This window comes from Paenibacillus sp. LjRoot153, from assembly GCF_964253085.1.
GTDB lineage: Bacteria > Bacillota > Bacilli > Paenibacillales > NBRC-103111 > Paenibacillus_E.
On record NZ_CAXUQH020000001.1, the window covers coordinates 5108747 to 5128208 of the forward strand.

Annotated in this window: 22 protein-coding genes and 1 pseudogene; 2 read left to right on the forward strand and 21 right to left on the reverse strand. The window is 45.5% G+C overall.

Annotated features, from left to right (window positions below):
- Nucleotides 1-19: 19 nt before the first annotated feature.
- The 17 genes from sigF to ACSQ8P_RS22315 form a co-directional block, all read right to left on the reverse strand.
- Nucleotides 20-775, reverse strand: a complete 756-nt coding sequence (gene sigF / locus ACSQ8P_RS22235) for an RNA polymerase sporulation sigma factor SigF (RefSeq protein WP_028554229.1) — start codon at nucleotides 773-775, stop codon at nucleotides 20-22.
- Nucleotides 776-786: 11 nt separating this feature from the next.
- The gene (spoIIAB, locus tag ACSQ8P_RS22240) at nucleotides 787-1233 is read right to left on the reverse strand and encodes an anti-sigma F factor (protein ID WP_057312135.1); all 447 of its coding nucleotides are present in this window, start codon (nucleotides 1231-1233) and stop codon (nucleotides 787-789) included.
- Nucleotides 1230-1583: an anti-sigma F factor antagonist gene (gene spoIIAA, locus ACSQ8P_RS22245; RefSeq protein WP_082595419.1), complete on the reverse strand. Its 354-nt coding sequence runs from the start codon at nucleotides 1581-1583 to the stop codon at nucleotides 1230-1232. Before spoIIAA ends, spoIIAB begins: the two co-directional genes overlap by 4 nt.
- A 141-nt stretch (nucleotides 1584-1724) precedes the next feature.
- Nucleotides 1725-2900 (reverse strand): D-alanyl-D-alanine carboxypeptidase family protein, encoded by a 1176-nt coding sequence (locus ACSQ8P_RS22250; RefSeq protein ID WP_436237170.1) that lies wholly within the window; start codon nucleotides 2898-2900, stop codon nucleotides 1725-1727.
- Nucleotides 2901-3070: 170 nt separating this feature from the next.
- Nucleotides 3071-4372, reverse strand: a complete 1302-nt coding sequence (locus tag ACSQ8P_RS22255; RefSeq protein WP_436237171.1) for a pyrimidine-nucleoside phosphorylase — start codon at nucleotides 4370-4372, stop codon at nucleotides 3071-3073.
- Nucleotides 4373-4505: 133 nt separating this feature from the next.
- Nucleotides 4506-4889: a cupredoxin domain-containing protein gene (locus ACSQ8P_RS22260; protein ID WP_056614567.1), complete on the reverse strand. Its 384-nt coding sequence runs from the start codon at nucleotides 4887-4889 to the stop codon at nucleotides 4506-4508.
- Between the two features lie 147 nt (nucleotides 4890-5036).
- Nucleotides 5037-5384 (reverse strand): hypothetical protein, encoded by a 348-nt coding sequence (locus ACSQ8P_RS22265; protein WP_436237172.1) that lies wholly within the window; start codon nucleotides 5382-5384, stop codon nucleotides 5037-5039.
- 255 nt (nucleotides 5385-5639) lie between these two features.
- Entirely contained in the window at nucleotides 5640-6494 is an 855-nt protein-coding gene (locus ACSQ8P_RS22270) for a purine-nucleoside phosphorylase (RefSeq protein WP_436237173.1), read from the reverse strand.
- 18 nt (nucleotides 6495-6512) lie between these two features.
- Entirely contained in the window at nucleotides 6513-7340 is an 828-nt protein-coding gene (locus ACSQ8P_RS22275; RefSeq protein WP_436237174.1) for a purine-nucleoside phosphorylase, read from the reverse strand.
- 35 nt (nucleotides 7341-7375) lie between these two features.
- Complete coding sequence (gene deoB / locus ACSQ8P_RS22280) at nucleotides 7376-8551, reverse strand: phosphopentomutase (RefSeq protein ID WP_436237175.1); 1176 nt, start codon at nucleotides 8549-8551, stop codon at nucleotides 7376-7378.
- 124 nt (nucleotides 8552-8675) lie between these two features.
- A complete protein-coding gene (xerD, locus tag ACSQ8P_RS22285) occupies nucleotides 8676-9572 on the reverse strand; it encodes a site-specific tyrosine recombinase XerD (protein ID WP_436237176.1) in 897 nt (298 codons plus the stop codon).
- A gap of 86 nt (nucleotides 9573-9658) precedes the next feature.
- Nucleotides 9659-9895 carry a DUF4227 family protein gene (locus tag ACSQ8P_RS22290; protein WP_436237177.1) on the reverse strand — a complete coding sequence of 79 codons (237 nt, stop codon included), beginning with the start codon at nucleotides 9893-9895 and terminating at the stop codon, nucleotides 9659-9661.
- A 59-nt stretch (nucleotides 9896-9954) separates the two neighbouring features.
- Nucleotides 9955-11085 (reverse strand): alanine dehydrogenase, encoded by a 1131-nt coding sequence (ald, locus tag ACSQ8P_RS22295; protein ID WP_436237178.1) that lies wholly within the window; start codon nucleotides 11083-11085, stop codon nucleotides 9955-9957.
- A 181-nt stretch (nucleotides 11086-11266) separates the two neighbouring features.
- On the reverse strand, nucleotides 11267-11737 hold the full coding sequence (fur, locus tag ACSQ8P_RS22300) for a ferric iron uptake transcriptional regulator (protein WP_436237179.1): 471 nt from the start codon (nucleotides 11735-11737) through the stop codon (nucleotides 11267-11269).
- A gap of 105 nt (nucleotides 11738-11842) precedes the next feature.
- Entirely contained in the window at nucleotides 11843-12484 is a 642-nt protein-coding gene (gene spoIIM, locus ACSQ8P_RS22305) for a stage II sporulation protein M (RefSeq protein WP_436237180.1), read from the reverse strand.
- 61 nt (nucleotides 12485-12545) lie between these two features.
- On the reverse strand, nucleotides 12546-13727 hold the full coding sequence (locus ACSQ8P_RS22310; RefSeq protein WP_436237181.1) for an endonuclease Q family protein: 1182 nt from the start codon (nucleotides 13725-13727) through the stop codon (nucleotides 12546-12548).
- Complete coding sequence (locus ACSQ8P_RS22315; RefSeq protein ID WP_436237182.1) at nucleotides 13728-14282, reverse strand: NUDIX domain-containing protein; 555 nt, start codon at nucleotides 14280-14282, stop codon at nucleotides 13728-13730. It abuts the gene before it with no gap.
- A gap of 94 nt (nucleotides 14283-14376) precedes the next feature.
- Between ACSQ8P_RS22315 and mciZ the strand changes: the two are divergent.
- A pseudogene (gene mciZ, locus ACSQ8P_RS22320) lies at nucleotides 14377-14451 on the forward strand (Z-ring formation inhibitor MciZ); the annotation flags it as partial.
- 185 nt (nucleotides 14452-14636) lie between these two features.
- On the opposite strand, the gene ACSQ8P_RS22325 reads toward mciZ, so the two are convergent.
- Nucleotides 14637-15767 carry a M20/M25/M40 family metallo-hydrolase gene (locus tag ACSQ8P_RS22325; protein ID WP_436237183.1) on the reverse strand — a complete coding sequence of 377 codons (1131 nt, stop codon included), beginning with the start codon at nucleotides 15765-15767 and terminating at the stop codon, nucleotides 14637-14639.
- A gap of 72 nt (nucleotides 15768-15839) precedes the next feature.
- Here ACSQ8P_RS22325 and prli42 point away from each other — a divergent pair, with 72 nt between their 5' ends.
- Nucleotides 15840-15944, forward strand: a complete 105-nt coding sequence (gene prli42 / locus ACSQ8P_RS22330) for a stressosome-associated protein Prli42 (protein ID WP_436237184.1) — start codon at nucleotides 15840-15842, stop codon at nucleotides 15942-15944.
- 4 nt (nucleotides 15945-15948) lie between these two features.
- Here prli42 and ACSQ8P_RS22335 read toward each other — a convergent pair whose 3' ends face one another.
- From ACSQ8P_RS22335 to ACSQ8P_RS22345, 3 genes are all read right to left on the reverse strand, one after another.
- Nucleotides 15949-17286 (reverse strand): dihydrolipoamide acetyltransferase family protein, encoded by a 1338-nt coding sequence (locus ACSQ8P_RS22335; RefSeq protein ID WP_436237185.1) that lies wholly within the window; start codon nucleotides 17284-17286, stop codon nucleotides 15949-15951.
- 139 nt (nucleotides 17287-17425) lie between these two features.
- Nucleotides 17426-18406, reverse strand: a complete 981-nt coding sequence (locus ACSQ8P_RS22340) for an alpha-ketoacid dehydrogenase subunit beta (RefSeq protein ID WP_436237186.1) — start codon at nucleotides 18404-18406, stop codon at nucleotides 17426-17428.
- A 2-nt stretch (nucleotides 18407-18408) separates the two neighbouring features.
- Nucleotides 18409-19419, reverse strand: coding sequence for a thiamine pyrophosphate-dependent dehydrogenase E1 component subunit alpha (locus tag ACSQ8P_RS22345; protein ID WP_436237187.1), 1011 nt, complete (start codon nucleotides 19417-19419; stop codon nucleotides 18409-18411).
- Nucleotides 19420-19462 lie beyond the last annotated feature (43 nt).

Here is a 19462-nt window from a genome sequence, read left to right on the forward strand (position 1 = left end):
GTGGTGAAGTATAGGACAATTATTGTGCAATTTGATCTTTGATCGATTGCAGAATCTTTTTCTCCAAGCGCGATACCTGCACCTGAGATATGCCTAGTCTACTTGCAACCTCCGACTGAGTCTGATCACGGAAATAGCGGAGATAAACAATAAGTCTTTCTCGCTCCGAGAGCGTCCCAATCGCCTCATTCAAGGCTAGCTTCTCGAACCATTTCTCTCCGGATTCATCCGAAATTTGGTCCATAAGCGTGATAGGGTCTCCATCGTTCTCGAACACGGTCTCATGAATCGACGAGAGTGGTTTATTCGCCTCTTGAGCGAATACAACCTCCTCCGGCGTAATCATAAGCTCCTCGGCAACCTCTTTGATCGTAGGAAGCCTCCCCAAGCGCTTCGAAAGCTCATCCTTCGTCTTGCGAATTTTGTTCGCAAGCTCCTTCAGAGAGCGGCTTACCTTTAATGTGCCATCATCCCGCAGAAACCGCTGGATTTCCCCGATTATCATCGGGACTGCATAGGTTGAGAATTTTACATCATACGATAGATCGAATTTGTCCACGGACTTAAGCAGTCCAATGCACCCGATCTGGAACAAGTCTTCGGCTTCGTAACCACGGTTCAAAAAGCGCTGAACCACGGACCACACCAAACGGATATTGCAGCTGACAAGTGTTTCTCTAGCGAGTCCATCTCCGGATTGGCTGAGGGCGATTAACCGTTTGACTTCCGAATCGTCTAAATAACTATGAGAAGCATGCTTCAGATCAACATCCATAGATCCTACCCCTAATTGTATAAAGCTTTTTTAGATTCAATTCGCTTCAACATGTTTATTTTCGTTCCGATTCCGACGGCCGTCACAACTTCCACTTCGTCCATGAAATTTTCCATAATTGTAAAGCCCATCCCAGAACGTTCGAGCTCTGGTTTAGACGTGTACAAGGGCTCCTTCGCTTGCTCTAAATCAGCAATACCTTCACCCTTATCCTCAATCGTTAAACGAATCGTGTCATCATCAATTTCAGCTGAAATGGTAATGACACCATCCTTATTATTGTTATAACCATGTATAATCGAATTCGTTACGGCTTCTGAAACAACCGTTTTGATATCCGTCAACTCATCTAATGTTGGATCTAACTGCGAAACGAATGCGGCCACGGCCACACGAGCAAAAGCTTCATTCTCAGATCGGCTGGCAAATTGCAGGGTCATAAAGTTACGTTCACTCATAAAGCAACCTCCAAACTGGACATTGCATTACGTTCGTTATCTTGAATCGAAACGATCTTAAACATCCCCGAAAGCTCGAACAATCGATATACGGCTGGTGATACGTCACAGACGACCATTTTACCGCCTTTGCTCGTGATTTGCTTATAACGGCCAAGAATGACGCCTAGACCTGAGCTATCCATGAAGGAGAGGTCCTTCAAGCTAAGAATGAGGTGGTGCGTCTGCTCCTTCGCAATCGCATCCTCCATCCTCGCCTTTACACTATCCGCTGCATGATGGTCAAGTTCACCCTTCAATCTAACAATCAGCGCTCTTCTGCCTTGCTCAAACTCAATTTGCATGCCCAATATGTTCACTCCCTTCAGGTCATGAACACTAGTTTCTACAACTGAGTTGGCATTTCCTGCCCCCCGACAAAACTAGAAGAAAACCGCTAAAAGTAGGCAAAATATACGATCGTAGCATCTTCTATTCGCTGTTTTCCGCCATTAATCCGTGGTAAATAACTCTGACGTCGTCCGCTTAAACAGCTTCCACCATGAGGCTTTATCAACGGCTTGAGGAGACTCTAAAGGGTATTCTGCTAAGACATTATCCCCATTGTAGACCATGATTTTACCAATCGGTTGACCTTCGCTCACAGGAGCTCTCAAGCTTGGATCAAGCTGCAATTCATGTCGGATATTTGCCGTGTCAGTCCCTTTTTTCATTAAAATGCTATAATTTTGCTTTGCAACTAACGGTACCGTCGATACTTGGCCTTTATTTATCGTAAAACTTCCCAAACTATCACCTGTTTTGAACAATGGGTAGTTCATATATTGCGCAAAAGCATAATCAAATAACTTCGATACTTCAGCGTTACGCGTTTTGGTATTAGGTTCACCAAGTACAACAGCCACAACCCGTAAATTATCTCGTTTAGCAGTAGCTGACAAACAGAATTTGGCTTCACTGGTATAGCCCGTTTTCAATCCATCGGCTCCGCTATAAAAACGTACTAACTTATTTGTATTTACAAGCCAGAAAGGCTTAGGTGAATCTTTGCGTAAATAATCTTGGTAGGCACCAGTAAAATTCGTAATCTCTTCGTGCTTCAGAAGCTCGCGCGACATAATCGCAATATCATTTGCCGTTGTGTAGTGATTCGCCACAGGAAGTCCATTACAGTTAGAGAAATGGGTGTTCTTCATCCCGAGTTGACCTGCTCGCTCATTCATCATGGCAACAAAATTCTCTTCCGAACCCGCAATTTTCTCAGCCATAGCAACAGAAGCATCATTTCCGGAAGCCATTGCGATGCCCTTCAGCATTTCTTGAACAGACATTTGTTCGCCAGGCTCTAAAAAGATCTGTGAGCCGCCCATGGAAGCCGCATATTCACTAACGCTGACTTTTTCATCCATTTTGATGGTGCCCTTGTCGACCGCTTCCATTATCAATAACATGGTCATGATTTTCGTAATACTTGCTGGCGGAAGTTTGGCATCCTTATTTTTCTCCGCAATCACCGTGCCAGTATCCGCATCCATGAGAACCGCAGATAGCGCATTCGGTGTAAGATCCACTGGCTGTACTTTGGTTTCCGCCGCATAAACTGCTGGCAGGACCAGCATCATACTTAGCCCAAAACAAATAAAACTGATTAGCCCTTTTTTTCGCATAGCAATTGTACCCCTCCTGTGATGTATGAAGTGAAAGTTTTGGCATTTTGCAGCATGAATGACTGCTAATCAGTGTTGACGAATTCCCTGTAAATTATTCCATGGCGATGAAAATAAGCCAGAACGAAAAAAGCACCTTCCGTTAGGAAAGTGCTTGCTCACTATATCTACTATTCGATTACATCATAAATTAATTGCTTAGGTGCAGGCTGAGTTGACGTGATCTTATAAGCATTGAGAATCATGGCTTCAACCTCAGTCACATCTTGTCGATTCGCATGGATGGTACAAATGGATTCCCCGATCTGAATGGCATCCCCTATTTTCTTATTTAACGTCAGTCCTACCGCATAATCAATCAAGTCTTCCTTCTTCGCTCGTCCCGCGCCAAGCACCATCGCTGCGATTCCGATAGTTTCCGCTTGAATCTCATTAATGAAGCCCGCTTGTTGTGAGTTAACCTCGATATGATAAGCGGCCGTTGGCAATAGCTCAGGCTGATCAACAACACGCGAGTCACCGCCTTGGCTGGCGATAAAGCGTTTAAACGTATCTAACGCCTTCCCCTTGGTGATGATGTCACGAACAGCCTCCTGTGCCTCCTCAAAGGTATTAAAAACCTTTCCTAGGACTGACATATAAGCCGCAACAGAAATCGCAACTTCCGTTAGCTCCTTGTCACCTGTTCCGCGCAGCACTTCGATGGATTCACGTATTTCGTTCGCATTTCCGATTTCACGGCCAAGCGGTTGGTCCATATCGGTAATCATTGCAATTGTTTTCCGATTAAGTCGTGTTCCGATATCGACCATTGTACGAGCAAGTACTCTTGCATCCTCGACCGTTTTCATAAAGGCTCCGGAGCCGATTTTCACATCCAATACAATCGCTTCAGCGCCAGAAGCAATTTTCTTACTCATGATGGAGCTGGCGATCAATGGGATCGAATCCACCGTTGCCGTCACATCGCGCAAGGCATAGATTTTTTTATCCGCAGGAGCCAAATTGCCACTCTGACCGACAATGGCAATTTTATTCGTATTAACCGCTTCGATGAAGGCTTCCTTCGACAACTCAATTTGAAAACCCGGAATGGACTCCAATTTATCTAACGTGCCACCTGTATGCCCTAAGCCTCTGCCTGACATCTTAGCAACAGGTATTCCAAGCGATGCGACAACAGGACCTACGATGAGGCTTACTTTATCCCCCACGCCTCCCGTCGAATGTTTATCCACTTTCACACCAGCAATCGCTGATAAATCAATCATTTCACCGGATCCTGCCATCGCGAGAGTAAGAAACGACGTTTCTTCATCTGTCATTCCGTTTAGAAAGGTCGCCATCAAGAAAGCGGACATTTGATAATCAGGAATACTCCCCGCGGTATATTCATTGATGATAAACGTAATTTCCTGTTCACTTAACGCTTCACCAACACGTTTCTTATGTATTAAATCAACCATTCTCATGATATTACCTCCTTAAAGTTTTCGCCAGAAAACTGACATCGTAAGCATCCGCTTTAGCTACCATCTTACATCACAATTAGGAAAATGAAAAAAGGGAGCTAATAAGCCCCCTCTTATCTGTCATCTATGAAGATTATTGAACAATTAGTTTTGATTTCATTTTGGCATGTCCTTCGCCGCAAGGAAGAACACAATCAATTTCATATGTACCTGGTTTATCAAAGGTAATTTCCTTCGAAGGATTTTCCTTGTCGAGTTTAATATCCAACCCAACAATTTCAACCGCATGTACGCCTTCTTTTAAAGATAAAGATACTTTCGTAGGCTCACCTTTTTTGATCGTGTACTCTGGCGTATCAAACTGCCAGTTTGAAGCAACTAATTTCAGCTGTTGCATTTTACCAGCGGCAGCCTCGGCTTCCTGTGCCTCTTGGCGATCAGAAATATCTTGAAAGAGGACTCCCAGCCCCAATGCGCCCGCAAGTATAAATAGTACAAAGAAAATCCACTTTTGCATGCATATCCCCCTCATCGTGTGTTCACTTCATCTATTCTACCTAACATCAGAGAATAATCCCATATCTAGTCCGTGGCAAAAATTTGACTATTTCGTGACAGAATTGTGAACTGAACTCCATCTTACTATTACCCATTCTAGAGCAAATTACACGCGATTCCAACGATCACTAATTTTGAAGCCACTCGCGTTACCTTGAGGTTTCGATTCAAGTTGCTTAATACGCTGCTGTACAGTTCCGCTCTCTGAAAGCTTTCTAATATCACGAGTGATGCGGGTGCTGCAACTTACACACAGCTTATGTTCACGAATTGGTTCCGCACAGGAAGCACACTGATAACTCAAATTAGGATAATCAGAAAGATGTAACTTGCCTTCTTTCATCCAAATTTGTAATTGAATATTTGAAACACCTGTAGCAGCACACACCTGCTCATTGGATGAACGGTAATTTCTACGCAGATAATCGAAACAATCTTTTAATTGATCGTTCATACTCGTGCTGCAATCCATGCATTGGTTGCGTAAATTTCTTTGAAACACTTTCCCGCAGCGCGGGCAATTGGCCACCATGAGTTGCTGAGGAACTGACATGCTCCAACACATCCTTCTATGGAATAGGTAATCTCTCTTAGGCAGATTACTTTCGAATATAGTCCTAATTAACTATATTCTACCATGTGCCCTATACGAAGGATAGGTCTTAAGATGCTCAATTCCACAAAAAATCATGATTTTTCCCAATCCAATTTATCCCAATTGAACTTCGCGAACAAATGCTTTCACTAAGGCAATAAATTTAGGCTTCGTTCGATTCGCGACTGCCACAACCTGTTCATGCGTCAAGGGTTCAAGCTCCTCACCAATAGCCATATCCGTAATACATGAAATACCTAGTACTTTAAGCCCTGCATGACGCGCAGCTATCACTTCACCTACTGTAGACATACCGATCGCATCGCCGCCGATACGTGCTAGCATCGTCAACTCTGCTGGCGTGCAATAGGTAGGACCTGTAATGCCTGCATACACGCCTTCTTGCAGTTGGAGTGGAACGCCGTCCTCTCCAACAACAGATGTTGCCAACTCACGCGCAAGACTGCGATAGTCACGATTATAGGCTTCTGACATATCAGGGAAACGAACACCAAGTTCACCATGGTTCGGCCCAATCAGCGGGTTATCCCCTGTCATATTAATATGATCACGAATCAACATCAAATCACCAGCTTGGAATGAGCGATTCATTCCTCCCGCCGCGTTTGTCATTACAACGGTCTGTACCCCGATTGCTTTCATCACGTAAACGGGGAACACCACTTTTTTCATATCGTAGCCTTCATAATAATGAAAACGGCCTTGCATCACGATAACTTGCTTGCCTTCCAAGTTACCTACCACAAAGCGACCTTCATGGCCCTCCACCGTTGATACAGGAAAATGTGGAACCTCACTATATTCGATAACGATTGGCTGCTCAACCTGATTCGCCATATCACCTAGTCCTGAACCTAGAACGAGTCCAATTGATGGTGACACGCCGCCTAAACGCGATTGGATGAAGTCTGCAGCCTCATTAATTTGTTGAATGTAAGTCAATGTCATGTTGTTCTCCTTTTCTGCTTAGAGCGCCTCAATAATACCTAGGACTAGCTTCAAAAATTTAGGTTTAACCTTCTCCGTCGTCTCCATCACTTCTGCATGGGATAACGGTTGATCTAATATACCCGATGCCATGTTGGAAATACAAGAGAAGCCCAATACTTCGATGCCCGCATGACGAGCGACGATTACCTCTGGAACCGTTGACATCCCAACCGAGTCTCCACCCAATGTGCGGAACATGCGAATTTCAGCAGGTGTTTCATAGTTAGGTCCAAGCAGCCCCACATACACACCTTCTTGTAGTTTAAAATCTTGCGTAGCAGCAACATCGTGCGCCAACTTACGTAGACGCTTGCTGTAAGCCTCTGACATATCCGGAAAGCGAACACCTAAAGCTGAATCATTCGGTCCAATTAATGGATTGCGGAACGTCATATTCAAATGATCGCTAATGACCATGAGATCGCCAACTTGATAGGATTCATTGATCCCGCCCGCAGCATTCGTAACGATCAAGGTTTGTACACCAAGCTCTTTCATTACACGTACAGGGAAAGAAACCGTTTCAGCGCCATAGCCTTCATAAGCATGAAAGCGCCCTTTCATCATGAGGACTTGCTTTCCTTTGATGGAACCTACAACTAGCTCTCCAGCATGTCCTTCAACGGTTGAGACTGGGAAATGCGGGATACGGGAGTAGTCGATTACAATGGGCTGCTCAATCAAATCCGCAAGAACGCCAAGACCTGAACCGAGAATAAGACCAATTTGTGGCGTAATATTTGTTTCTTTTTTAATAAATGCTGCTGCTTCTTGAATTTCTTGAATCATGGATGTACTTGACATGTCATCATGCCTCCTCAAATTAATGTAACTCGACTTTATTTCAATAGATGCAGAAAGCTCTCACCATTCTTTGTTGGTTCTACGCCAAAGTTATCAGCGATCGTAGCGCCCAAATCAGCAAAGGTTCCCCGAATTCCCAAGGAAACCGGCGATTGGAAACTAGGGCTATACAGTAAAATGGGTACATACTCGCGTGTATGATCCGTCCCCGCATGCACAGGGTCGTTCCCATGATCCGCGGTCAAGATAAGCAGATCCTTCGTCCCGAGTGTCCCTTTCAGCTGTGGTACATAGGCATCAAATTCCTCTAAAGCCTTACCGTAGCCTTCAGGATCACGTCGATGACCATACAAGGAATCGAAATCGACTAGATTGGTAAAAGCTAGGCCCCTAAATGAGGTTCCGAGCACATCAATCGTTTTCTGAATGCCATCCAAATTGCTTTTCGTTGAGGTCGCTTTCGTGACCCCTTCTCCATCAAAGATATCATTAATTTTGCCGATGGCAATGACATCCCATCCCGCATCCTTCAGTTGATTCATAACGGTAGCCTCTGGTGGCTTGACCGCATAATCGTGTCGGTTGGGTGTTCGTTTAAACGCGCCTGGCGTTCCAAGATAAGGTCTTGCTATTACACGACCGACGGCAAATTCATCTTGCATGGTTAATCTTCGGGCAATCTCGCAAGCGCGATACAGCTCGTCTAACGGAATGATGTCTTCATGTGCAGCCAATTGGAACACACTATCTGCTGACGTGTAGACAATCCATGCTCCCGTTTTCATTTGCTCTTCGCCAAGCTCATCTAAAATCTCAGTACCCGAAGCCGGTTTATTTCCAATCACCTTCCGACCTGTCTCTTGCTCAAATTGCGAGATCAAGGCTTCAGGAAAACCGTCTGGGAATACTTTAAATGGTGTAGAAATACGTAGTCCCATCAATTCCCAGTGACCTGTCATCGTATCTTTGCCAACGGAAACCTCTGCCATTTTGCCATAATAACCTTCTGGCGACGATACCGGAGGGATTCCCTGAATATCTGCGATATTTCCTAATCCCATTTGCTGCAAATGGGGCAGCGCGAAGCCGCTTACTTTCTCTGCTATATGACCAAGTGTATGTGCTCCAAGGTCGCCAAACTGATCAGCATCCGGCAATTCTCCGATGCCTACGCTATCTAATACGATCAAACTAATTCGTTCAAAGCGCACCGATGTCCCTCCAAATCAATTCCTAATAGTAATGATATCCACCCTTCATTATCCCACTTCCAACCCGTGAATGCAAAACAGCAGCAATTCCGGTTGGAAGTGCCGCTGTCTCTCTATTACACAATCATAAATGAGCTCTAGGGTGTGCTCGATTATAGACATCCTTCATTTTGATCTTCGTGACTTGCACATATAGTTGTGTTGATGAAATGTCCGAATGTCCAAGCATTTCCTGTACAGATCGCAAATCAGCACCGTTTTCGATTAAATGTGCAGCGAAGGAATGTCTTAACGTATGAGGCGTAATTTCGTTCGTAATTTTCGTCTCCGACGCATATCGTTTCATAATTTTCCAGAACCCTTGTCTCGTCATCCGAGTACCTAAGTGTCCGATGAAAAGTGCTTCCTCGTCTACCGATCTTTTGAGCAGTTTTATGCGATACTGCTGAATATAGGTATCAACGATCCGAATGGCAATACCGCTAAGCGGTATCATCCGCTCCTTCTCTGCTTTGCCAATACACCGAATGAAGCCCATCTCTAAATTGACATCGGCCATATTTAAAGCGACGAGTTCAGATACACGAATCCCTGTAGCGTAGAGCAATTCAAGCATGGCTTTATCCCGCGCACCATTCACCTGCTCAGATTGAGGCGCCTCAAGCAGCTTTTCAACCTCGAGAATGCTTAGAATCTTAGGAATCCTCTTCTCCAACTTAGGAACCTCGATGAAAACGGAAGGATCGGAATCAAGGAGCCGTTCTTTCACCATGTATTGAAAAAAGGAGCGTAATGAAACGCGTATTCGTGATAAGGTCGCAGAAGCTCGTCCGAGCGATTTTAATTGTGATAGATAACTCCCAAGATGCACTTTCCCTGTGTCTCTCCAGCTTGTAACACCCTGCATCTCAAGATAAGTAACAAATTGAAGGAGATCCCTTTCGTAGGATTCGAGTGTATTCCGTGAAAGTCCTCGTTCAGTCGTCAGAAATTGGATGAAGGATTGTAGCTCACTCGTCATTATGTCAGTCTCTCCCTCGTTTACTTGCTATAATTTCCATTCTATAGCATTCCACGATGACAAGAGAGATTCCTCTATTTTTCGATTTACTCACCGTACCAATAAAACAAACGCAATCGCTCACTCATCGAACTCGAGTCAAAGGAAACATGCTCGCTTTGTCCGAATACCTTAACGGATTTGCCCGTTGGCGCTTTGTACTTGTTCACAGGCTGAATCCAGCCGGATACGGCTAGCAAAACTTGATATAAAATGACCGTTAGCGCCACAAAAACCAAAATATACTGTAAGCGAACAATTAATTTCCGATAGGAAAATATCATAGCCCGTCCCCCATGTCAATCCCATGTCTTAGGAACAGAATATGAGGCCCGGACTACGATTATGACAGTTCTATCAATTTAGTATAAGGCTTGCCCAGCGCTTCAGCTACCGCTGGATGGGTGACACTGCCTTTGTACGTATTAACACCTAGCTGCAACGTGTAGTTCTCTGCTGAAGCTTGTGTGAAGCCTTTATTAGCCAACTCCAACGCATAAGGCAAGGTGACATTCGTCAATGCAAGCGTTGATGTCCGAGGAACGGCTCCTGGCATGTTAGCTACAGCGTAATGCAGAACACCAAACTTCTCATAGGTCGGATCACTATGAGTGGTTACACGATCAATCGTTTCGATGGATCCCCCTTGATCGACAGCAACATCCACAATGACGGCTCCTGGCTTCATGCTTTGAACCATCGCCGCTGTCACTAATCGCGGTGCTCTTGCCCCTGGGATGAGCACTGCACCAATGAGCAGATCTGCCTTTTGGACTGCGCTAGCAATATTATACGGATTGGACATCAATGTACGGAGATGTCCTCCGAAAATGTCATCCAAGGCTCTCATCCGATCTGCACTTCGTTCAATAATCACGACATTAGCACCTAGCCCTAGTGCCATTTTGGCAGCGTTCGTGCCTACAATCCCTCCGCCTAGAATAATGACATCTGCCGGTGGAACACCTGGGACACCGCCAAGCAGAATGCCGCGGCCGCCATAAAATTTCTCGAGGTAATGCGCTCCTATTTGTACAGACATTCGCCCCGCTACCTCGCTCATCGGTGTTAGTAATGGCAGGGAACCATTCGGCAGTTGAATCGTCTCGTAGGCGATACCTGTTACTTTCTTCTCCAATAACTGAGCTGCCAGATCACCAGCCGCAGCTAAGTGCAAATAAGTAAATAGAATCTGACCTTCTTTGAAGTAGCCATATTCCGCAGGCAACGGCTCCTTCACTTTCATGATCATATCACTCTGCGCCCACACATCAGCTGCATGTGCAATAATCGTAGCGCCTTCTTGCTTATAATCCTCATCCGAAAATCCACTGCCGATGCCTGCTCCCGCTTCGACCAACACACGATGACCGGATATCTGGAGCATCCCTGCACCGCCTGGGGTCAAAGCAACACGATTCTCATTGTTCTTGATTTCTTTAGGAACGCCAACGACTAAGCATGGTTTCGACATTCTCGCCACCTTCTTCCTTCGGTTCATTCGTCTATAATGTACCCCGACTCCCTTGCCAATTATGTGACAGTAAGCTAGCGCTTAGCTACTATTTATCATATGATTTAAACACAAAAATGCCTGTATGCAATTCACGCATACAGGCATTTTCATAAGTTGAACAGCTTCCTTGCGGCAGCTGTTAGTGGGATTTCTCCAATGAGTCCGGTTTCCCTCGTTCGGTACAGCGGTAGCAAATGCCTTGGAAATCAAGGCGATGATCTAAGACTTGAAAATGAAATTCTACTTCTAACCGTTCTTCGAATGGTCCGAGCCAATCTTCCATGATTTCATCTACGGCTCCGCATTGCACGCAAATTAAGTGATGATGATGGTGTCGTGAGTTATCGTCACGTAAATCGTAACGAGCTACACCGTCGCCAAAATTCATTTTCTCCAAGACATGCAGTTCGCTCAGAAGTTCTAACGTACGGTACACTGTTGCTAGCCCGATCTCTGGCGCTTTATCTTTCACAAGCATAAACACATCTTCTGCACTAAGATGATCTTGTTCATTCTCCAGTAGAACGCGAACAGTCGCTTCCCGTTGAGGTGTAAGCTTGTACCCCTGAGATTGTAGTTGTTGTTTAATTTTCTCGATCCTTGCTTCCATATGCCTCCCCCTCAGAAAGGTGGGCATCCTAGCCCATTTTTAGCCACTCTTTTCATTATAGGGGGAGCTTGCTGACAAAGTCAAACACAATCACAATTCATTTCATTACCCATAAACCCCCACCAGCATTGGGGTTACCCATTTCATCATGTATTGGGAGAAGTAACCTTCTAATAATGCAGCTGCTAAAAGGAGGCCTCCCATAACTAAGGTGATCGTTGTATATCTCATGAAAGGTTGGTAAATGTTACCACTGCGACTCATAATTCTATGCTTTATCATATACAGCGAGAATGACATCGCAGCAACGCTGCAGAAAAGAATCGCCGGTATTACGATTAAATTTTGGGGAACAACGGCCACAAGCGCAAAAAGCATCCCTTTCCACGACATTTGACCTACGAGGTATCCGACCGTGAAGCCAATAAGTACACCTTTTAGAAAATCCAATACTAAGATCAGCGGCAAACCTATTATCGACAAGCCGAATAACCAGATTAACAAGATCCACTTCATATGCATACCGAATGCTTGACTAAACGATTGTTGGCTGTCAATTTCGATGCCTTCGTTAATTTCATGAAAAAAACTGCCCAAATGGCGGGTCATTTCGGTCCTCTGTTCCAAGGAAAGAGCATTAACCATGACGGCACCGAAAACAACGCCTATAACAAAGAGCACAGAGACGAATATAAATAACGGCAAATTATCCTTCATATATTGTTTCATCGTTAAGTTCCTATTCACACTCGCCACTCCCTCCTTGTATAACCTCTACAAAGACAAGCTTATGAGTGAAAAGGTAAAACTATGAATGATTTTTCACTTTGCCATACTTTCCTCCGCCACCAACTTCAAGCGTTAAGGTCCCTTCACGAGCACTCACAATGTACGCAGCAATGTCGTCCCCAACGACGCTAGCTAACTCCTCGGGAGTTGCTTGGTGTAAGACCTGCATCTCCGTTCCGAACTGGCTTAGCAATTGTTCCAGCTTTTTCGGGCCCAATCCTGGGATGTACTCTAAGGGGACTTGAAAATGGTACGGCGGACGATGCGCTGGCAGATAAAACTTCTCCCGATCCGCAATCGCCATTATTCGATCCATGACACCGCGAACAATTTTGGCACTGCCGCAATTCACGCAGCGTTCCACAGCTGTTTCGCCATCGCCCAATACAGCTTCACATACGCTGCAATAGGTTCGATGATACTTGCCTAAACGCGAATTCAAACCATAGTTGGCTGTGACACCTCGTCCTTCTTCGCGGCGAAGTGCTCTGACCAGCTCCTCGAAGGTTGGAGCAGCAAGTCTCATTTGGTTGTATTCGCGACCTATTTTCGCCAAGGAATGGGCGTCTGAATTCGTTACATACGTGAAATCATCCAATTGTGAGATGTAGCCAGCCATCTCCGAATCCGCGCTTAGCCCAAGTTCAACTGCTGGTATTTGCTTCACATCAAGCAAATCGTTCATGCAGCTTGTAGCGCTGCCGAACACGCTTTTGTGCGGCGTGAAGATATGCGCAGGAATTAGGATGCCTCCCCTGCCCAGCACCTCTTCCTGAAGCACGCGAGCAGGCACATAGATGCGCTGAGAACTAAGCTCCACATTTTTCATATGCCGGCTCATCCATCCCGTAAACTCCTGCATCACTTGGAGGTTTGGCATATAAGCCAATACATGCGCTGGTCCCATCCCAGGGTCTCTCACTTCAATTTCACTCCCCAGGATGATGGACGTATCCCGATACCGAATTCCCCCACCTTCGAGCTCTGCCATGTCTCCCTTATCCAGATACATCATAATCTCCTCTTGGACTGACGGAGAGTGCGTATCGATGATAGAGATCATCTCCATCCCTTTACGGTTCGCAGCTTCATGAGCAATATTGAAAAAAGTGAGATTATTCGCTGCGCTAATTTTGACAGCCTGACCTTTCTCAGTCCGGCCAATATGAATATGCAGATCCACATAGTAATCCTTCAACATTTAGATCTGACCCGTCAACTTGTATAGCTGCCAAGCATAAACTGCCATTATTGTTTTGGCGTCACTGATACGACCCTCACGCATATACTGCTGAGCTTGTTCTAATGTGATCGCTTCACAATCAAGGAATTCGTCCTCATCGAGGTTTGCTGTACCCTTTACTAAATCTTCCGCTATGTATAGATGGATAATCTCATCTGCAAACCCAGGCGACGTGGAGAATGAACTTACCAATCGAATGTTATCTGTCTTATAACCTGTCTCTTCCTCAAGCTCACGCAAGGCCGCTCTCAACGGCTCCTCACCGCTGTCGAGCTTACCTGCAGGGATTTCCACCTGACTCTTCTCTAGCGGCTTACGGTACTGCTCTACGACGATCATTTTATCCCCTAGGAGCGGGATAACCGCTACTGCACCTGGATGCTTCACGATCTCACGAGAAGCTGTTCCTCCATTTGGTAACCTTACTTGATCTACTTGCAGTGAAATGATTTTACCCTTGAAAATCATTTCACTGCTGATTGTCACTTCTTCAAATTTCTTATGGTCTGTCATTAGAGCACCTCATCCTCGTTAATTGGTCTAACTTGTCCACATCATGCATATCGTTCATTATATCAAATATTTTCCTGAAAAGAGGGTCTGTGATATGAAGAGCTATGTGAGTGCCAATCAAATTCGACTTGTAGGTAAAGCCTGGGAGATCAGATATCAGCTGCAACAAATACTTCAGCAAGTCGATCCGAAGCTATCATTGGTTGATTATTTAGCAGCATTGAACATATCTCAGAAGCCTTCCTCACAAGGACATTCACATAAACTTCGAATCATCCATTCATGAATTAAACAAAACGAAAACCGATTAGCCGCGCCAGTTGGCGGACGAATCGGTTTTTTATTGTTCTGGATCTAAACCTTAGCAGCTTCTTTCACTAGCGCCACTACGAGTTCAGCTGTTTTGACGAGATCACGGATCGCAATGCGTTCTTTGACCGTATGGATGTCTAAATAACCGACAGCCAAATTCACAGTAGGAATTCCCATCCCGTTGAAAACATTCGCGTCACTACCGCCACCTGAGTGGAAGGTACTTGCAGTTAACCCTATCGTGCTCATCGCGCGAGATGTTAGTTGCACAATCGGCGCCGAATCGTCGTGCATATAGGAAGCGTACACGATATCTGCATGGAATTCGCAGGTCGTGCCAGCTTCCGCAGCAGCGGATTCACAAGCCTGTTTCATCGCTTCAATCTGTGCTTCCAATTTATACTGAACAATACTGCGAGCTTCAGCTTCCATCTTCACTTTGTCGCATACCACGTTCAGCGGGCCTACGCCAGAAAAGCTGCCAATATTCGCCGTCGTTTCATTATCAATTCTACCCAATGACATGCGCGAGACAGCTTTACTTGCCACTTGGATGGCCGAGATTCCATCTTCCGGATTCACACCAGCATGTGCGGTTTTGCCATGGAAAATGATTTCAATCTCTGCACGTCCAGGTGCAGCAGTTGCAATAGCGCCAAGGTTACCATTGGAATCTAAAGCGAAGCCATATTCTGCTTCCATGCTGCTGCGTTCCATGGCCCGAGCACCTTTCAAACCACTCTCTTCACCCGCGGTAATTACGAACTGAATACGACCATGCGGGATGTTTTGTTCTTTCAAAACTTGAATCCCTTCGAGCATGGCAGCAATACCTGCTTTATCATCGCTGCCAAGAATCGTTGTTCCATCAGAGCGAATATACCCATCCTCACCGATTTGCGGCTTAATGCCATTTCCTGGAGCAACCGTATCCATATGCGATGTAAAGAAAATGGTAGGGATCGCCGAGTTGCTGTCTGTCGCTTCCAATGTGCAGATCAAGTTACCTGCACCGTGTCCGCTCTTGGACATCGACGCATCCTCGACGACATTCAAGCCATACTTGCTGAATTTTTCTTTGAGTACCACACAGATGTCTTGCTCAAACCTAGTTTCACTATCCACTTGAACGAGGGAAATGAATTCTTGGATTAAACGATCTTGTTGAATCATGTACTTTCCTCCGATACACACTTTGAGTTACAATAAAACGGTACAAGCTTGGACGAAAAAGGAGTGAATCCCGTGCTACAGAATAAGAAATGGTTTAAATTCGTTATTTACATTATGCTAATCGTTATGTTGTTATCCAGTTTATTGTTTACAGCCGGATTATTTTTCACATCATAAGCAATTAGTAAATTTTAGTATCCGCGTTGTAGCTTTCTAAATTTTCTTTCACTCTTTGTAGGAACCTTCCACAGATCACACCATCAAGAATTCTGTGATCGAGCGATAAACAAAGGTTAACCATGGAACGCACCGCTATCATATCTTGAATGACGACAGGCTTCTTCACGATCGATTCAAACGTCACAATCGCCGCTTGCGGGTAGTTAATGATTGGATATGACAGAATCGAACCGAAGGAGCCTGTATTATTAACGGTAAATGTACCGCCAACCATATCCGTGAGAGCTAATTTCCCCGCACGCGTTTTCTTCGTCAACTCATCAATCTCCCTAGCAAGACCTGCAATATTCTTTTGATCTGCTTTCTTGATCACCGGCGTCATAACGGAATCTTCCGTACCAACGGACAAGGAAATATTAATATCGCGTTTCACGATAATTTTATCTACAGCCCACACAGAGTTTATAATCGGATAATCTTTAATCGCGTTGACGACAGCTTTCAGCATAAACGCTAGGTAAGTCAAGTTGATGCCCTCGCGGCGCATGAATTCGTCCTTCACCTTGTTCCGCAAAACAACTAGATTCGTTACATCCACTTCAATCATGGTCCAAGCGTGTGGAATTTCGGTGACGCTTTGGCGCATCTTCGTAGCAATCGCATTACGCATTGGCGTTACATCAATGAAATGCTCATTTTGTGCGTCCAGGTTGTGGCCTTCTGCTTCGATCAGCGGCGTTTGTGGACTCGCTGATAAATGGATACCCGAGCTGCGAACAGGTTGGCTTGCTGGCTCTTCTGCAGCGACTGGTGCAACGGCTGCTGCTATTGGTGCTGGCACCGCTTGAACAGCCGCAGGTGCCGCGTTAGCTCCACCTGATGCGATGAAGGTCTCAACATCCTTGCGAGTGATACGTCCGCCAAGGCCTGTCCCTGCTACGCGTGACAAATCCACACGGTTATCTTGGGCAAGTCTGTGGACCGCTGGGGAGAAGCGGCCACGCATGCTTTGATCCGCGTCTTCGGAAACAACAGCTGTATCCGCGACAGTAACAGGGGCTGCTGAAGCTGCCGCTGAGGAGCCCGCTGGCTCCTCAATGACACAAATCGCTTCGCCAACCGCAGCCGTTTCACCGTCGCCGACAATAATTTTGATCAGTGTGCCTTCAATAGGACTAGGCATTTCTGTATTTACTTTCTCTGTGAAAAGCTCACAAAGAACGTCATATTGTTCAATATAATCGCCTGGCTTTTTCAGCCATTTGCCGATTGTAGCCGAAACGAGACTTTCCGCCAAATGCGGAACAGTGACCTCGGTGAGGCGGCCGGTTTGGTTCATACAAGTTCCTCCTAATTTCGGAAAAGATCAACGAATAAGAACAAAGATCCAAAATAAACGGCTACGCCGTCCTTCTAGGACGGGAGCGTTTATGGAGAAATATAAGCATTGTATAAAGTGAAACTTATACTCTTATATTCTAGAATAAAGCAAGCTGACGCATAGCATCCTTCAACTTATCAGCATTCAGAAGGAAAAACTTCTCCATCGGAGGATTACTGGCAACTGCTGGCACATCAGGGCCGCATAATCTTGCGATTGGTGCATCTAACTCAAATAGCATTTCTTCCGCGATAATCGCGGATACTTCTGCGCCGACACCACCGGTCTTGTTGTCCTCATGGGTAATGAGTACTTTGCCAGTTTTTCTAGCGGCTTCTAAGATCGCATCACGATCGAGCGGCTGCAAGGTACGCAGATCAAGGACATGTGCCGAGATCCCTTCCTTGGCTAGCTCCTCTGCAGCTTGAAGCACATAGTTGACAACCATGCCATAGGCGATGACGGTAATATCCGTTCCTTGACGCTTCACGTCAGCTTTGCCGATAGGTACGATGTAGTCTTCTTCCGGAACTTCGGCCGATAAAGCCAAGTAACACTTCTTATGTTCAAAATAAAGCACAGGATCGCCATCGCGAATAGCCGCTTTCAGCAGCCCTTTAGCATCATACGGATTCGATGGTGCTACGATTTTCAGTCCTGGCGTACCGAAGAACACCGATTCTGGACATTGTGAATGGTACAAAGCACCAGCGCCTGTTGCGCCATAAGGAGCACGAATGACAATCGGGCAGCTCCAGTCATTATTCGAACGATAGCGAATTTTTGCAGCTTCGCTCAAGATTTGATTCGTTGCCGGGAAAATAAAATCGGCAAATTGAATTTCAGCGATCGGCTTCATTCCATACATCGCTGCGCCGATGGCAACACCAACGATTGCCGATTCTGCAAGTGGCGTGTCCAACACGCGCTCTTCACCAAATTGATCGCGAAGCCCTTTCGTCGTGTTGAGGACGCCGCCTTTCCCTACATCTTCACCTAGGACGAATACGTTGTCGTCTTGCTGCATTTCCTCCTGCATTGCAGAACGGATTGCTTCCAAATACGTTATAACAGCCATCTCTATTTGCCATCTCCTTCCGCATAAACATGAAGAAGCGTATCTTCCGGCTTCGGATAAGGGGCAAGATCAGCATACTTCGTAGCTTCATTGACTTCTTGCTTTTGGCGTTCTTGAAGCTCCAGATCTTTCTCTTCACTCCACAGCTCACAAGCAATGAGATACTCCTTGAATTTCAAGATGCCATCCTTCTTACGATTCTCTTCGACTTCTTCCTTTGTACGGTACAGCATATCGTCATCCGAGGTGGAATGCGGCATAATGCGATAGCACATCATCTCGATCAATGTTGGACCTTCTCCACGAATGGCTCTTTCTCTTGCTTCTTTCGTTACGCGGTACATTTCCAAGACATCGGTACCATCGACTTGAACGCCTGGGAAGCCGTATCCAATCGCACGATCCGCGATTTTGCCTGCCACCTGCTTATGGAGAGGGACAGAAATCGCGTACTGATTATTTTCACAAACGAAGATAACCGGCAGTTTATGTACACCTGCGAAATTACAGCCCTCATGGAAATCCCCTTGATTGCTGGAACCTTCTCCGAATGAAACGAACGTAACGAAATCCTGTTTTTTCATTTTCGCCGCCAAAGCAATACCCGCTGCATGCGGAACTTGCGTAGTAACTGGAGAAGATGCCGTTACAATATGATTTTTACGATCACCGAAATGACCTGCCATTTGTCTGCCGCCGCTATTCACATCTTCCGCTTTACAGAAAATGGCGAGCATGAGATCCTTGACCGTCATTCCAACCGATAAAACGAACGCATAATCGCGGTAATAGGGCAAGAAATAGTCCTTCTGAGACTGCATCGCGAATGCCATGCCAACTTGTCCGGCATATTGTCCCATTCCTGATACGTGAAACGGAATTTTACCTGCGCGTTGCAGCATGAAGGCGCGCTCATCGAATTTAGTTGCAAGGCTCATGACCGTATACATACGTAGTGCTTCATCATCGGATAAACCTAAACTTCTGTGCTTATATAACTGACCAATGGACATGGAGTTTGCCTCCTTAGTGAGATTGAATGGCTTCTAAAACTTA